We start from the raw sequence: 14,534 nt of genomic DNA, 5'->3' as shown, positions 1-14,534 counted from the left end.
GTGGCGCGCTACCACATGGTCGGTCTTCGCTCCTCTGCACCGCGAAGGCTGAGCTGTGGAACTTGTCCGGCGTCAGTACTTCCCCTGCTTTTCGAAGATGCGCTGCGGATTGTGTACGAGCATCTGGTCGATCTGCTCATCGGCGACGCCGCGCTTGCGAAGTTCGGGGACCACGTCCTGCGGGATGTGCGTCCAGCGCCAGTTGGGGTAGATCTCGCGGCGGCGGACGGGATCGGACAGGTCGGAGAAGCACGAGGTGTCGTGCGAGAGGACCATGCGGTCCGCGTGGCCGCGGCGGCACATCTCGGTGACGATCTCCACCCGTTTGTCGAAGGAGACGGTCTCCAGGCCGAACCGGTCCATGCCGAGGTAGGAACCGCGGGCGATGAGTTCCTCGAGGTAGGCGTAGTCGTCGGTGTCGCCGGAGTGCCCGATGATCACCCGCGTCAGGTCCACGCCCTCCTCTTCGAAGACCCGTTGCTGGTCCAGGCCGCGCTTGAGGCCGGCGTGGGTGTGCGTGGTGATGGGGACGCCGGTCGCCCGTTGGGCCTGTGCCACTGCCCGCAGCACCCGTTCGACGTCGCGGGTGAGGCCGGCGGTGTCGGTGACGCACTTGAGGATCCCGGCCTTCACGCCGGTGCCGGCGATGCCCTCGGTGATGTCCCGGATGAACATCGGTGTCATCTTCTCCGGGCCGCCGGCGGGCGCGCCCGGGCCACGGAAGTGGAAGTACATGGGCAGGGTCTCGATGACGTACGCCCCGGTCGCCACAACGATGTTGACGTCGGTCTGCTGCGCGAGTCGCTGGATGCGCGGGATGTAGCGGCCCAGGCCGATCACCGTGAGATCGACGATGGTGTCGATGCCGTTGGCCTTGGCCTCGCTCAGCTTGTCCAGGGCTGCGGCCATCTCCCGGTCCTCGTCCCAGCCCTCGTCGTAGTCGGGCCAGTTCTGCTGGATCTCGGGGCTCAGCACGAAGACGTGCTCGTGCATGAGCGTCGTGCCCAGGGCCGAGGCGGCTATCGGGCCCCGGGCCGTCTCGACGGTCAGCGCTGTGCTCTTGGGGGATTGCGTCACTGCTGCGGTCCCTTCTTCCTTCGGGCGGATGCGGCTTACCTGCCGGCCAGTTCCGTGACGACGGGCAGAAAGTCGTCGAGGTCGGTCTCGTTGTGCAGCACGAAGTAGGTCAGGCCCGTTTCGGTGCGCCACTGCTGGAGTTTGTCCACCATCTGGGAGGTGTCTCCGATCAGGACCTGCGGTGTGTCATCCGCACGGGAGAGGTCGACCTCGCTCCAGGAGGCGACGGCGCGTTTGCCGCCGACCTTCTGGATGCTGGTGCCGAGCTCGATCCCATCAAAGCGGCCACCCGCCGCGTCGCGGATGGTGTCGATCTTGCGCAGGAAGTTTTCCAGTCCGCCATCGGCCGGATCCGGTGCGCTGCCGTCCGGCAGAACCCGCTGCGCGAGGTTGACGACGTCCGCCTCCCGCGCCGCGAGGCGCAGCATTCCGGGGCCACCGCCGCCGAGCAGGATCCGGGGATAGGGCTTCTGTACCGGCTTCGGATCCTGCACCAGATCGGTGATCGTGTAGTGCTCGCCCTGGAAGGAGAAGGCGCCCTCGCTCCAGCAGCCCTTCATCACCTTCAGGGATTCCTTCAGCCGGTTGAAGCGCTCCTTGGGAGGGTCGAACTGGATGCCGGTCGCGTCGTACTCCTTGCGCATCCAGCCGGTGCCGATGCCGAGTTCGAGCCGCCCCTCGGACAGTACGTCGAGTGTCGCCGCCTCCTTGGCGAGGACGACCGGGTGGCGGTAGTCGTTGGAGAACACCATGGTGCCGATCCGCAGCCTGGTGGTCGCATTGGCGGCAGCCATCATCGCGGCCACTGGTGCGAAGCGCGGACCCGTGAAGTGGTCGGGCACCAGGAGGACATCGAATCCGGCGTCCTCCAGGCGGCGTGCCTTATCCGCCCATTCTTTGCCGGATGAGGCGAGACGGACGACGGCACCAAAGCGAAATGGGCGTGCGGCCATAGTGGATTCTCCTCGCTGTGAGGTGTCGGCTCTTCCCTGACCGACCCTAGACCACCCAAGCATGCGCTTGGTAGGTTGAGGACATCATCCACCCCGGAGGCGGCGCCGGGAAGCCCGGCCGCGCGGCCGGGCGATTACCCGGAGGGCACGGATGGCGTCCAGGGATCTCGTCGTGGCTCCTGTTCCCGACCGCGACTCCACGCCGTGGTGGGAGGCGCTCGGACGTCACGAGCTGCTGGTCCAGCGCTGCGATGAGTGCGAACGATTGCGCTGGCCCGCCCGCGAGATGTGCGGTGACTGCGGAGTGTTCTCCTGGTCCTGGGCTCCCGCCCGCGGGACCGGCACGGTGGCCTCGTGGAACGTTACGTGGCGCACCGCGAACCCACGCGTGCAGGTCCCGTACGTCGTCCTGCTGGTACGCCTCGACGACCAGGACAACCTTCTGCTGCCCGGCGGATACGCAGGTCCCGCGGACGGCGGCGGACTGCGTGTCGGCATGCCGGTGCAGGCCGGCTTCACCGACGTTCCCCCCGCTGACGGGGCGGCCCCTCTCGCGCTGTTGTCCTGGAGCCCGGTCACCCAAGGAGAAGCATGACAGTCGCCAGTCAGTCCTCGCTCGCGGAGCTGCTCGAAGCCGGTTCGCCGCATCCGCAGCAGGACGCGGGACCGCAGCGCATCGTGGTCCCGGAACACGCCGTCAAGGCGCTGCTGCGCCAGCACGGCCTCGACGTACCGGCAGGGCATGCCGTCCAGGACACGGCACAGCTCGCCGAGGCGGCGGCAGGACTACGCGCCCCGCTGGCCCTGAAAGCCTACGGACAGGGTCTGATCCACAAGAGCGATGTAGGCGGGGTGCGGCTCGGCCTGGCACACGACACGGTCGCCGAGGCCGCAGCCGACATGGCGGCCGGCCTGCGTAGGGCAGGCATCACCGCCGAGGGCTTCCTCGTCGAGGAACAGCACCCAGGCGGGGCGGAGTTGATCGTCGGGGTGCTGCGGGACGCGGCGTTCGGGCATGTCGTGATGCTGGGTCTTGGCGGCGTGGCGACCGAACTGCTCGACGTGAACGCACTGCGGATCGCACCGCTGAGCCGGGCGGACGCCGAGGATCTCGTCGACGGCTTTCCGGGCGCCCCGTTGCTCAACGGCGCACGGGGGGCTGAACCGGTGGACCGCGGCGCGCTCGTCACCTTCCTGCTCACCCTCGCCGGCGAAGACGGTCTGCTCTCGCGACTGGGCTCCCATCTGCTGGAGCTCGAGTGCAATCCGGTGCTCGCGACCGCGGACGGTGTCACCGCCCTGGACGCGAGGCTCATCCTGGCCGCCGAGGAGCTGCCCGCACCTGCATTCCGCCGGCAGACCGACTTCAGCGGCCTGGCTGCCCCGCGGAGCATCGCCGTGGCCGGCGCCTCGACGCGGGGAACGGGCTTCGGCAACCGTTTCCTGGCCGCGTACAAGGACGCCGGGTGGACGGACGGGCTCACCGCCATCCATCCCAGCGCCGAGACGATCGACGGCGTTCCGGCCTACCCGTCCATCGCCGCGGTCCCGGGCGGCGTCGACTACCTGCTGGTCGCCGTCCCGGCCGCCGCCGCGGTGGACCTGGTTGCGCAGGCCGCGGGCGAGGTGCCCTTCATCCACGTCGTCAGTGGCGGATTCCGGGAGATGGGCGAGGCCGGAGCCGCGCTCGAAGAGCGGCTGATGAAGGCCGTGGAGGGCACCTCGACGCGGCTGCTGGGGCCCAACTGCATCGGCGTCTACAGTCCGGCGGGCCGCCAGGCCTTTGCCCTCGGCTCGCCGCGCGAGCCCGGCACGGTGTCCGTGGTGTCACAAAGCGGTGGGCTGTCCGGCGACGTCGTCTCGGTCGGCGGATCCCGCGGCGTGCGCTACTCGAAGGTCATCAGTGTTGGCAACGCCATCGACGTCACACCCGCCGAGCTGGTGGACTGGCTGGTGGACGATCCCCAAACCGAGGTCATAGGGATGTACGTGGAGGGCGTGACGGACGGCCACCGTCTGGTCGAGGCTCTGCGCCGCGCATCGGGCCGCAAGCCCGTGGTGATCCTGCCGGGCGGGCTGAGCCGGCAGGGCGCCCACGCTGTGTCCTCGCACACCGGATCGATGGCGGGCGCACCCCGCGTGTGGAAGGCCGTCGCAGAGGCCTGCGGGGCCACGCTCGTGGACACGCTGGAGGACTTTCTGGCGACGCTGGCCTATCTGCAGCACCTGACCGACGCCGCCACTGACGGAGTTCTCGTCACGGGTCTGGGCGGTGGCGCCTCCGTGCTGGCGACCGACGCCTGTGACCGGGCCGGGGTGACGCTCACGCCGTTGACCGAGGAGATTCGGCAGCGCCTGCGTGCCCTGGGACATGGGGCGGGAACGAGCGTGGCCAACCCGGTGGAGATCCCTGTCGGGCCGGCCTCCCCCGCTGATCTGCTGGGCGACACGCTCGAGGCGATCGTGCGGGACCAGCCCTTCGGCGACGTCCTGGCACACGTCAACGTGGCCGCGTACTACAGCTACGGCACAGCAGGCCTGGCCCCGCTCATCGACACCCTCACCGCAGTGCACAGGCGCGGCCTGCCGGTGCGGCTCGCGGTGGTGGCCCGCAACCTCGACGTTGCCCGGCCGGAAGACGCGGCCCGGCTGGTCGAGTTCGCCGCGCAGACCCGGCTGCCGCTGTTCCGCTCCTTCGACGAGGCCGCCACAGCCATTGCCGCCGCACAGCGCTTCGCGCGGCGCCGGACCGAGGGAGGCCGGCCCTGACTCCGCCCGGCGGGCCGTTCGGTTCACGGCGCCAGTCCTTCTCCGGCCGCGCCGCGGTCGCCGGCGTCGGCATGACCGAGCTGTCCCGCCTCTCCGGTCGCACCGAGTTGCAACTTGCCGTCGAAGCGGCCCGGGACGCGCTCGCCGACGCCCACATGGACGCCTCATCCGTCGACGCCGTGCTGACGTACCACCTCAACGACTCAGCGCCGGTGAACACCGTGGCGGCCGCCCTGCGGCTGGCCGATCCCGTGTGGACCAATGAGTTCTACGGTGGCGGAACCCAGGCCGCATCCATCCTCGGCGATGCGGCCATGCTCATCGACTCCGGCCTCGCCTCGACCGTCCTGGTCTACCGGGCCCTGAACGGGCGGTCCGGCAAGCGGATGGGACAGGCCGCGCTGCGCCTCGGCAGCAGCGGCAACGAGCAGTTCACGTTGCCCTACGGCATGCTCGGGCCGGTCCATCTCTTCGCCCTTGCCGCGCAACGCTGGATGTACGAGACGAGGGCCACGGAGCGCGACCTGGCCGCGGTCGTCATGCGGTCCCGGGAACACGCGGCGGCCAATCCGCGTGCCGTCCTGCGTACGCCCGTCAGCGCCGAGGAGTATCGGAGCAATCCGTACGTCGCGACGCCGCTGCGCCGGCTCGACTGCTGCCTGGAGACGGACGGCGCCGCGGCGCTGGTCATTACGCGGGCCGAGGTGGCCGACGTGGTACGCCCGGGCAGCCCGCGCATCCATGCCGTGGTGCGGGGCGGTGGCCCCGGCTCGACGACGATGGACAAGGCAGCGGACGTGGGCCGGATCTTCTCCGCGTACCTCGCCGAGCCGCTGTACAAGGCCGCCGGGATGACACCCGATGACATTGATGTGGCGCAGCTGTACGACGCGTACTCGTTCCTCGTACTGCAGCAGCTCGAGGACTTCGGGCTGTGCCCGCGCGGCCAGGCCGGGGCCTTCGTACGGGATGGGCAGACCGGGCTTCACGGCAGTATGCCCGTCAACCTCAACGGCGGCCTGCTGTCGGAGGGATACGTCCACGGCATGAACAACGTCGCCGAGGCGGTGCGGCAGCTGCGCGGCGACGGCAGCACCCAGCAGGTACCGGACCCCCAGGTCGCGCTGTGCACCGGCTTCGGCGGCAGTTACGGCAGTGCCGCGATCCTCGTGCGCGGCTGAGTGCACGGAGCACGCGTCATAGCCCTTGACAGGGGGGCTCCCCAGGGACGAACTTAACCAAGCAATTGCTTGCTCGGTTCATTCCGGGCCCCTGCACCTCATGAAGGGAGTCGATCGTGCATCGACGACTCATCGCCGCACTGGCCATCGCGGCCCTGGCGGCCGCCGGGTGTTCCACCAGTGCGCCCGGCAGTCAGGGCGCCGGCAGCCAGTCCGACGCCACCCGAGGCGTGACCGCAGACAGCGTCAAGGTCGGCGGACTGATCGTCAAAACGTCCTCCTACGGCGCCAGCAACGCCGCGACGGAGATCGGAGCGAAGGCGAGATTCGACCGCGCCAATGCCGAGGGCGGCGTCAACGGCCGGAAGATCGAGTTCATCGGCGCCGAGGACGACGGGGCCGACCAGGCGAAGGACATCGCGGCGGCGCGCAAGCTCGTCCAGCAGAAGCAGGTCTTCGCCGTCGTCCCGGTGAGTACGTTCATGTTCGCCGGGGCCAAGTTCCTGCAGCAGCAGAACGTCCCCTACTTCGGCTGGGGCTACTCGGCGCCGGAGTGGTGCGGGCCGGAGGTCGCCTTCAGCTTCGACGGTTGCACCGGTTCAACGAAGCCGGGTCCGCAGTCCGCAGGCTTCTTCACCTCGCTCGTCAAGGCGACCGGGCCGGCCAAGGGACGCAGCGTTGCCGTCATCGGGCACGACGACGCCGTCACCAAGGCGGTGAACAAGATCGCGAAGGCCAGTGCCACGAGCCTCGGTTTCAAGGTCGTCTCCGTTCAGAACACCGTTCCGCAGACGAGCGTTCCGACGGACTGGTCGCCCTATGTGAACCGCCTGGTCACCAGCGACGGGGGCAAGGCGCCCGACATCATCTTCTCGACCATGGCCACCCCCTTCAACGCGGGACTGTTCGGGGCGCTGAAGGACGCCGGTTTCAAGGGCACGGTCCTGGACGGAATCAGCTACAGCGACAGCACCTTGAAGAATCCGCAGGTGCGCAAGGCCTTCGAGGGTGCGTACGTCTCTGCTCCCATCGAGCCGCTGGCCTCCGACTCGGCAGCCGCCAAGCAGATGCGCACCGACCTGGAGAAGGCCACCGGGAAGAAGAACTTCGAATGGAGCCAGGACATGGGGGTCGGCTACGCGACCGCCGACGTCTTCCTCCAGGTCCTGCAGAAGGCCGGCACGGACCTCACCGTCGACAGCTTCCTCAAGGCGGCCCAGAACATCACCATAAAGAGCCCCTACGGAGGCAACGTGTCGTTCCCGGCGGACCGTACGGCGCCCAACGGATGCCAGTCGCTGCTGCGGGTCAAGAACGGCCACTGGAAGCTGGCGGCACCCCTGGTGTGCAAGACGTTCAATTTCACAGGTTGAGCTTTTCGGTTGCGTCCGCGAGTTGTTGACCCGGCGGACACGAGTGGGGGGTGACCCGGCAAGCCGGGTCACCCCCCACTTCCCGTGACACGCGCGGAATCGTGATCAGCGTCCAGGTTTTCAGGATGGCGCCCCGATCGGCCGGTCCTGCCGCTGCTGCCGGTTCGCCAGGGGAATGCGCTCCGCCCCGGTCATCGAGGAGAACCCGGTGACACCACCGGGTTCTCCTGCCGACTGCAGGCCGGGAAGCCGCTCGACGAACAGGGTGAGCGCCTCGGCCATCTCGGCGCGGGCGAGCCCGTGGCCGAGGCAGAGGTGACCGCCATGACCGAAGCCGAAGTGCCGGTGGGCGTTGGCACGCATCACGTCGAACCGGTGAGGACCCGGGAACGCCGCAGGATCGCGGTTCACCGCATAGGTGTTCACCGCCATCAGGGTTCCGGCCGGCAGCACGAGCCCGCGGTACTCGACGTCGGCGACGACCTTGCGGAGCAGGATGTGCAGGGTCGGCTCGAGGCGCATCGCCTCTTCGATCGCGCGAGGAACGCGCTCCGGTGCGGTGTCCAGCCGCTCCCACTCTTCATGCTGGAGGAGCAGTTGGACCACCCAGCCGAACTGGTAGCGCGTGGTGTCCTGCCCGGCGAAGAGAAGGTTGAGCAGTGCGCCGTGGAGTTCGTCCTCGGTCAGCCGTCCCGTCTCCTTCTGGGCCGCGATCAGGGTGCTGACGAAGTCCTCGCCCGGCTGCCGATGGCGGTGTGCGACGAGTTCGCGGAAGTATTCGCGCAGGCCAGTAATCGCGGCGTCGATGCGCGCCAGGTGTGGTTCGAGCGGGAATCGCGCGAGCAGTCCGAGATCGATCGTCCACGCTCCGAACCGGCCGACGTCCTGAGCCGGTACGCCCATCAGCGCGCAGAGCACCTCAAGGGGGTAGATGGTGCTGAAGTCGGCGACGAGGTCGAACGGATCCCGATCGGCAAGGGCGTCGATGAGCCTGGTCGCGACGGAGCGCATCTGCGGCCGCAGCGAGTCGATGCGGCGGCGGGTGAACCCGCGCTGCAAGGCCCGGCGGATCCGGTCGTGGCGTTCGCCCCCGATCATCGGCAACGATGCCTGGGTGGCGTACCACATGACCTGTTCCGAGGCGCCGAGGTTCCGGTAATAGTCCGGGCCGATGCTGTCGATCCGCGGATCGACACACATCTGCTGCGCGATGCCGTAGTCCAGCACTTCGTACCCGCGCACCGTCCGGATGATCCAGGTCTTCTGGCGGACTGCGTCGAAGGCGGCCGCGGGATTCGTGCGGAAGGGTTCTCCAGTGAGATCGATGGCCGGTACGTCGGCGAGGGTCAGCGGTGCGTCTTCAGACATAACATCTCCCGCCCCCGGCTGGTGTCGGAAGCTGGGGTGCGTCTCGGGGTTGAGGGAGTCAGTGGTCCCGCCTCAGCAGCACGGCCGACGTGACACCGGAGACGTATCCGGGCTGGCCGGAACACAGCGCCACCTCCGCGTCGGGCACCTGCCGCTCCCCCGCGCTGCCTCTGAGCTGCAGAACGGCCTCGACCACGTGGTTGAGGCCGTGCACGTAGCCTTCCGACAGGTGTCCGCCGTGCGTGTTCACCGGCAGCGTTCCATCGAGCCTGGTTGCCCCGGAGGCGACAAAGGCCGCCGCCTCGCTCGTCGGGCACAGCCCGTAGTCCTCCAGCTGCATGAGCACCAGGGGGGTGAAGGCGTCGTAGAGCTCGGCGACATCGACCTCCTCGGGGCCGACGCCGGCCGCGGTGTAAAGGCGGGGGGCCATCTCGCGGACCGCGCTGACCGACAAATCGGTGCGGCCGCCGGAGTACAGGCTGTGCCCGCCGCCGGTGGCCGCACCGCTGATGAGCACGGTTTGTCTGCGCAAGTCACGCGCGCGTTCAGCGCTCGTCACCACGAGGGCGACCGCGGCGTCTGTCTCCAGGCAGCAGTCGAAGAGCCGGAGGGGTTCCGCTATCCACCGGGAGGTGAGGTAGGCGTCCATGGTCAATGGCTCGCGCATCATGGCCCGGGGGTTCTTGGCAGCATGCTCCCGCTGTGTGATCGCCACCCTGCCCAGGTCTTCCGCGGTCACGCCCGCCCGCCCCAGATAGGAGCGGGCGACGATCGCGTACTGCTGGGGCGGCGTGAGAAGGCCGTAGGGGACCTGGTACTGGAACTCCACCAGCGTGGGAGCCGCACGGCCGGTGCCGCCCATGCGGAACTCCGAGCGTGCGTTGAGGGCCCTCCAGCACACGACAACGTCGGCCTGCCCGGTGGCCACGGCCATGGCCGCCGCCCCGACCGTCGCCGCCGACATGCTCCCGCCGCCCACGAGGTCGACCAGGAAGCGGGGGTCGCTGACGCCGAGGGAATGCGCCACGACCGCCGCGGGGACGGCGTCCCCGACGGAGTGCGTTGCCAGCCCGTCCACGTCCGCCAGGGTGAGACCGCAGTCGTCCAGCGCTGCCTTGATCGCCCGCTGGGCCAGAGTGAGGGTGCTGACGCCGGAGTTCTTGGAGTACGGCGTCCATCCGACGCCGGCAACGGCGGCCCGGTCGCGCAGTGTTCCCTCGGCCATCTCGAGCTCCTCGGGATCAGATCAGTTGTTGCGCGGTGCCAGCCGCGAGCCTGGGTAGGGGGCCAGGAGCGTCTCGCGCCAGGGGCCGTCGAGGAACTCGCGGGACCGCTTCTGCCAGGTCAGCAGCCGGTCGTCGGGGTCGACCTCGTCATCCAGGCCGAGCGCGGCGTCACGCGAGCGCTGCAGGGCGAGGTGCGCGTCGAGGTCCGTGCCCCAGAAGGTGACGACTTCCGTGTCACTGAGCAGCACCTCGTACAGGCCGACGAGGCGGTGTCCGTGGTCTGCGAGAATCGGCGCGCGCTCTTCCCGTACCGCGGCGAGGTAGTCCAGCGCCGCGCCGGGGCGAACCTGGGCGACCTCGTGCAGGAAGAACGGCGCGGTGTACTCCTCAGCCTTCAGCGCCTGCAGGTCCGGCGTGCCCTGGACGGCTCCCATGGGCCGGGAGAACGCCTTGTGCCGCAGATCGTCGATGTTGGAGAGGAACAGCTCCGGCTTGACGTTGTCGTAGATGTCCATCATCTGCCGCCAGCCACCGTCCCAGCCGCCGACGCAGTCCCACAGGGTGACGGCCTTGAACTGCTCGTGACCTGTGATGCCGACGGCGTAGAAGGCTCCGACGAGGTCGATGTCGCTGGAGCGGACGGACAGACCGCTGGTCAGCTGCGACCCGCCGGTCGCCATCTGCTCATCCTCTCGCTTGTAGTTGGTGAGCCACTTGAGGTACTCCAGCGGCCGCTGCGAGTTCATCGGATGGAAGTAGACCTCTTCGAGCAGGTAAATGCCACGGTGCACGTTCGTTCCCTCTCATCCTCACCCAACCCGTCAACCGAGCGCTTGCTTGGTCCAAGTTACAAGGGTGAGGCATAGGGGTCAACGGAAGAGAACCAAGCAACCGCTTGATTGGACCGGCTCCGCGTCCTACCTTGTTTCAGCACGGCGTCAAGAAGTGCGCCCGCCCGGTCGGGCCGCACACCCCCGACCATCGCCGCACGAACACTAACGTTCGCCACCCCTACGTGCCGGAACGCGGCACGCGGTGCCCCTGGATGCCATGGGTGCCGTACCTGCCAGCTGACCAGCGAGTAGCCAGATCCTGAAGCATGCCCCGGGCGGACACCCCGGCTGATCACTGTGCGGGTACAAGGAGGAAACGTGCGAGAACGACAAGTCCCGTCGCCCTACGGCAACTACGCCCACGCGGTGATCACTGCGGGCGCACGGCGCCATCCCGACCGGGTCGCCGTCACGTACGAGGGCGGCCTCCACCTCACCTACGCAGACCTCGATGCGCGGGTGAACCGCCGTGCGAACGCGCTCAAGCAGGCCGGGGTGGGCGCCGGCGACCGCGTTGCGGTCCTGCTCCGTGGCACGCTGGGCATCGCCGAGACCTACCTCGCGCTGGCCAAGCTCGGGGTGACACTCGTCACGCTCAACCCCTACTGGAGCGACGACATCACGACCACGATGGTCGAACGCAGCAAGTGCAGCGCCTTTGTCTACGAAGGAGCCTTCGACGCGCTCGCCGCTGGAATCACTCCGAAACTGCCGCAGGTGTCGCGGTGGCTGCGCCTGGGCGGTGCGACTGCAGACTCCGTCGACCTGGACCAGCTGACCGAGGAAGCCTCGGACCAGGAGCCGGAGCTCGGCGCGCATCACGACGACGAACTCGCGCTCTTCTTCACCTCTGGCACGACCGGACTGCCCAAGGCCGTCGTCCACACCCATGCGAGCGCTCTTGCAACCGCCCAGCAGTGGCTGGACGTGCCGCACGACAACGACTCCGTCTTCGGCACCGGCCCCATCATCTGGGGCGTCGGATACTTCGCCATCGCCGGCCCCGCCCTCTACGCCGGCATGCATCTGGTGCTCGAGGACGATTTCGGTCCGGCCCGCTTCCTCGAGGCCGTACCGGCTCAGAAGATCACCCATATCAGCGTCATTCCCAGCTTCTTCAGTCAGCTCTTCGCCACCGATGGGCAGGCCGAGGCGGACCTGTCGTCGCTGCGCGTGATTCTGCTCGGCGGCGAGCCCCTGCTCCCCTCGCTGCGGCAGCGCATCCTGGACCGGCTGCCGGGTGTGGCGCTGTGCTCGTACTACGGCCAGACGGAGGCGCCCTACACCGTCGTGGGACATCAGCACGACAACAGTCAGGATGTGCGGGCCTCTGGGCGGGCCCGGACCGGGTGCGCCGTCAGGGTGGTCGACGCCGAGGGACGGCGCCTGGTGGGCGAGGTGGGCGATGTGTGGCTGACCGGACCGCACCTGATGCGCGGATATGACGCTGACCCCGAGCGCACCGCCGGCGTGCTGCGCGACGGCTGGTACGTCGGCGGCGACATAGGCATCCTCGACCCCACCGGTACGCTCACCGTGCTCGGCCGGCGACAGGACGCGATCCGCACGCCGACACGCTACGTGCTACCCGGTGAAGTCGAGGACGCCGCACTGGGCATCGACGGTGTCGCTGAGGCCGGCGCAGTCGGTGTGCCGGAGGACGCGGAGCGCCAGCAGATCCTGCTCGCCGTGCAGGCGGCACCGAGGCGCAACCTCGATCCAGACACCGTGCGGGAGGAGTTGGCCCGCCGCCTGCCCGACGAGGCGCAGCCGGACGCAGTGGTGATCGTCGACGCACTCCCCCACGCGCAGGACTCCTCGGGCGGAAGCGGCAAGCTGCTGCGCCGGGACATCCGCACCCGGTGGGGGCATCTCACCGTCGCGAACTCCGAGGCAACAGGGCCGTGATTGCCGAACGCCGATAGAGAAGGAAGCCGAGCAGACCGCGCGCAGGCCCGCCAGGGGTGTGCATGCCATCCCCGGCGGGCGTTGGAGAGCATCGGCGCGCGGCACCGCGGCGAGTCGGGAAGATGATGGTGCGGGGCTTCCCCGGCGGCGCTCGCCGCAGTCTGCGGCGCCTCAGCTGTGACGTCCATGCCTGGCTCCCACCGCGAGAGCCAGGTTGTCAGCGGGTCGAGCGCTGCGAGACGGACATTGATTGCGGCGGCCCGGCGCCGCATCTTCGGTCCACGCGATGTACCCGAGCCGGGAGGGCGGCAATCCCAGGGGAACACACTCATGGATCCGTAGCCGGCCGCGCCGACAGCTTGGAGGCGGCCGTCGAAGCTCACCCGCCCCAACGTGCCTGACCACAGCCGAAGTTGGCTCACCCTGCTCGAGCTGCGGTATGGGCTATGTGGCGGACGCCTTGAACTTCTGCATGAGGTGCTGGCTCAAGTCACCGAGGTATTCGTTGATCATGTGTCGGTGCTCGAACCGCCATATGCCCTCGACCCGGCGGAACTTGTCGTGATAACGACCCGACAGGATTGGCTGCAGCGGCAGCACGTCGGTGCACTGCAGGACGGTGACGTATGAGCGGCACGTGGCGGTGCCCGCGTGGTCGTCGACGTCGAGCATCAGGTTCGTGGTGATGTGCCGTGTGTGCGGGGTGCCGTTGTCGGGGTAGATCCGCACCCACTCTTCGTACATGGACGCGACTTCGTCGCGGCCTGTGTACTGCGTCCCGGTCTCTTGCACCTTAATCACTGCGTCGGCGAAGAGCTCGCCCACGCCTGCGAAGTCACCGGAGTCGAGGAGCTCGGCGTACCGGTAGATCAGGTGGGGCACGGCCACGTGCCCGGAAAGCGGCTCATTCATCGGGGCAAGCACTCCTTTGCTATGTGGTCGATGCGGGGCAGCAGCACGTCCGCGTGCTCGGAGGGAAGCCAGAAGACGCAGCGGTGTACGCCCATGGCGGCGTACCGCTCGATCGCGTCGGGGTGGGCCTTGGCGTTGAACAGGGTGACGGGTACGGGGCCGCGGCCGTGTTCGGTGGCAAGGCGCTGCAACTCGTCGATGCGCGAGGCGAGTTCGGTGTCGAACGCTTCAGGGCGGCCGGATCTGAAGTCGGCCGAGGTCCAGTCGTCGCTGCCGTCGCGGAACGGCATCCATTCGTCGCCGTAGGCGAGCACCCGGTGCAGTACGCGCGGCCCTCCCCCGCCGACGAGCACGGGTGGGCGCGGGCGCTGTACTGGCTTGGGCCATGACCAGAGGGGGTCGAAGTCGACCAGCGTGCCGTGGTAGGCGGCCTCGTCCTGGGTCCAGATCGCGGTCATGGCCTCGATCCGTTCCTGCAGAAGCCGCCATCGTGTCGCCGGATCGGTTCCGTGGTTACGCATCTCCTCGACGTTCCATCCTGCGCCCACCCCGAACAGGAAGCGGCCCCCGGATACCACGTCGAGGGAGGCGATCTGCTTGGCCAGCAGGATGGGGTCGCGCTGCGCGACCAGGCAGATGGCCGTCCCGATACGCACCTGTGAGGTGGTGGCGGCCACGGCCGCCATGGCCACGAACGGGTCCAGTGCGTGCGAGTACTCCTGTGGCAGGGTCTCCCCGGTGGGCGAGGCGGAATCGCGCGAGACGGGAATGTGGCTGTGCTCCGGGAAGAACACGGACTCGAATTCACGTGTCTCGGCGGCGGCGCCCAGCTCGATCGGTGTCATCGAATAGTCGGTCGGGAACATCTGCAGCCCGAAGAGCATGCGTCACCGCCTCCAGAGCGAAGAGAAGGATCGGCCGGCCGGAGGACACT

General features: G+C 68.6%; 12 protein-coding genes. 5 read left to right on the top strand and 7 right to left on the bottom strand.

All coding sequences use genetic code 11. The annotated features are described in order from the left end of the window. Positions 1–72 precede the first annotated feature (72 nt). Together ACH4U7_RS49065 and ACH4U7_RS49060 are read right to left on the bottom strand one after the other, a co-directional pair. On the bottom strand, positions 73–1,077 hold the full coding sequence (locus tag ACH4U7_RS49065) for a phosphotriesterase (protein ID WP_398534247.1): 1,005 nt from the start codon (positions 1,075–1,077) through the stop codon (positions 73–75). A gap of 35 nt (positions 1,078–1,112) precedes the next feature. After that, positions 1,113–2,030 carry a TIGR03621 family F420-dependent LLM class oxidoreductase gene (locus ACH4U7_RS49060; protein WP_398534246.1) on the bottom strand — a complete coding sequence of 306 codons (918 nt, stop codon included), beginning with the start codon at positions 2,028–2,030 and terminating at the stop codon, positions 1,113–1,115. 172 nt (positions 2,031–2,202) lie between these two features. Here ACH4U7_RS49060 and ACH4U7_RS49055 point away from each other — a divergent pair, with 172 nt between their 5' ends. The 4 genes from ACH4U7_RS49055 (at position 2,203) to ACH4U7_RS49040 (ending at position 7,353) form a co-directional block, all read left to right on the top strand. Next, positions 2,203–2,625 (top strand): Zn-ribbon domain-containing OB-fold protein, encoded by a 423-nt coding sequence (locus tag ACH4U7_RS49055; protein ID WP_398534245.1) that lies wholly within the window; start codon positions 2,203–2,205, stop codon positions 2,623–2,625. Next, positions 2,622–4,799 carry an acetate--CoA ligase family protein gene (locus tag ACH4U7_RS49050; protein WP_398534244.1) on the top strand — a complete coding sequence of 726 codons (2,178 nt, stop codon included), beginning with the start codon at positions 2,622–2,624 and terminating at the stop codon, positions 4,797–4,799. The genes ACH4U7_RS49055 and ACH4U7_RS49050 overlap by 4 nt, the downstream gene beginning before the upstream one ends. A gap of 71 nt (positions 4,800–4,870) precedes the next feature. Next, a complete protein-coding gene (locus ACH4U7_RS49045) occupies positions 4,871–5,980 on the top strand; it encodes a thiolase C-terminal domain-containing protein (protein WP_398534243.1) in 1,110 nt (369 codons plus the stop codon). Positions 5,981–6,096: 116 nt separating this feature from the next. Continuing rightward, positions 6,097–7,353 carry an ABC transporter substrate-binding protein gene (locus ACH4U7_RS49040; protein ID WP_398534242.1) on the top strand — a complete coding sequence of 419 codons (1,257 nt, stop codon included), beginning with the start codon at positions 6,097–6,099 and terminating at the stop codon, positions 7,351–7,353. A 120-nt stretch (positions 7,354–7,473) separates the two neighbouring features. On the opposite strand, the gene ACH4U7_RS49035 is transcribed toward ACH4U7_RS49040, so the two are convergent. The 3 genes from ACH4U7_RS49035 to ACH4U7_RS49025 are packed head-to-tail and all read right to left on the bottom strand — an operon-like array spanning position 7,474 to position 10,738. Then, positions 7,474–8,721 (bottom strand): cytochrome P450, encoded by a 1,248-nt coding sequence (locus tag ACH4U7_RS49035; protein WP_398534241.1) that lies wholly within the window; start codon positions 8,719–8,721, stop codon positions 7,474–7,476. 58 nt (positions 8,722–8,779) lie between these two features. Then, positions 8,780–9,946, bottom strand: a complete 1,167-nt coding sequence (locus ACH4U7_RS49030; RefSeq protein WP_398534240.1) for a thiolase C-terminal domain-containing protein — start codon at positions 9,944–9,946, stop codon at positions 8,780–8,782. Positions 9,947–9,967: 21 nt separating this feature from the next. Beyond that, positions 9,968–10,738: a hypothetical protein gene (locus ACH4U7_RS49025; RefSeq protein ID WP_398534239.1), complete on the bottom strand. Its 771-nt coding sequence runs from the start codon at positions 10,736–10,738 to the stop codon at positions 9,968–9,970. A gap of 360 nt (positions 10,739–11,098) precedes the next feature. Here ACH4U7_RS49025 and ACH4U7_RS49020 point away from each other — a divergent pair, with 360 nt between their 5' ends. Continuing rightward, positions 11,099–12,688 carry a class I adenylate-forming enzyme family protein gene (locus ACH4U7_RS49020; RefSeq protein WP_398534238.1) on the top strand — a complete coding sequence of 530 codons (1,590 nt, stop codon included), beginning with the start codon at positions 11,099–11,101 and terminating at the stop codon, positions 12,686–12,688. Between the two features lie 444 nt (positions 12,689–13,132). Here ACH4U7_RS49020 and ACH4U7_RS49015 read toward each other — a convergent pair whose 3' ends face one another. Further along, entirely contained in the window at positions 13,133–13,600 is a 468-nt protein-coding gene (locus ACH4U7_RS49015; protein ID WP_398534237.1) for a nuclear transport factor 2 family protein, read from the bottom strand. Then, positions 13,597–14,484 (bottom strand): LLM class F420-dependent oxidoreductase, encoded by an 888-nt coding sequence (locus ACH4U7_RS49010; protein ID WP_398534236.1) that lies wholly within the window; start codon positions 14,482–14,484, stop codon positions 13,597–13,599. The genes ACH4U7_RS49015 and ACH4U7_RS49010 overlap by 4 nt, the downstream gene beginning before the upstream one ends. Between the last annotated feature and the right edge of the window lie 50 nt (positions 14,485–14,534).

The organism is Streptomyces sp. NPDC020845, from assembly GCF_044334165.1.
Taxonomy (GTDB): Bacteria; Actinomycetota; Actinomycetes; order Streptomycetales; family Streptomycetaceae; genus Streptomyces.
The sequence above is the reverse complement of the archived record's forward strand: the minus strand, read 5'-3'. Positions and strand labels throughout refer to the sequence as shown.

Bases quoted from the DNA above. Each gene is read 5' to 3' on its own strand.
- ACH4U7_RS49060 (WP_398534246.1), bottom strand. From the start codon at position 2,030: ATGGCCGCACGCCCATTTCGCTTTGGTGCCGTCGTCCGTCTCGCCTCA.
- ACH4U7_RS49050 (WP_398534244.1), top strand. From the start codon at position 2,622: ATGACAGTCGCCAGTCAGTCCTCGCTCGCGGAGCTGCTCGAAGCCGGT.
- ACH4U7_RS49045 (WP_398534243.1), top strand. From the start codon at position 4,871: ATGACCGAGCTGTCCCGCCTCTCCGGTCGCACCGAGTTGCAACTTGCC.
- ACH4U7_RS49035 (WP_398534241.1), bottom strand. From the start codon at position 8,721: ATGTCTGAAGACGCACCGCTGACCCTCGCCGACGTACCGGCCATCGAT.
- ACH4U7_RS49030 (WP_398534240.1), bottom strand. From the start codon at position 9,946: ATGGCCGAGGGAACACTGCGCGACCGGGCCGCCGTTGCCGGCGTCGGA.
- ACH4U7_RS49015 (WP_398534237.1), bottom strand. From the start codon at position 13,600: ATGAATGAGCCGCTTTCCGGGCACGTGGCCGTGCCCCACCTGATCTAC.
- ACH4U7_RS49010 (WP_398534236.1), bottom strand. From the start codon at position 14,484: ATGCTCTTCGGGCTGCAGATGTTCCCGACCGACTATTCGATGACACCG.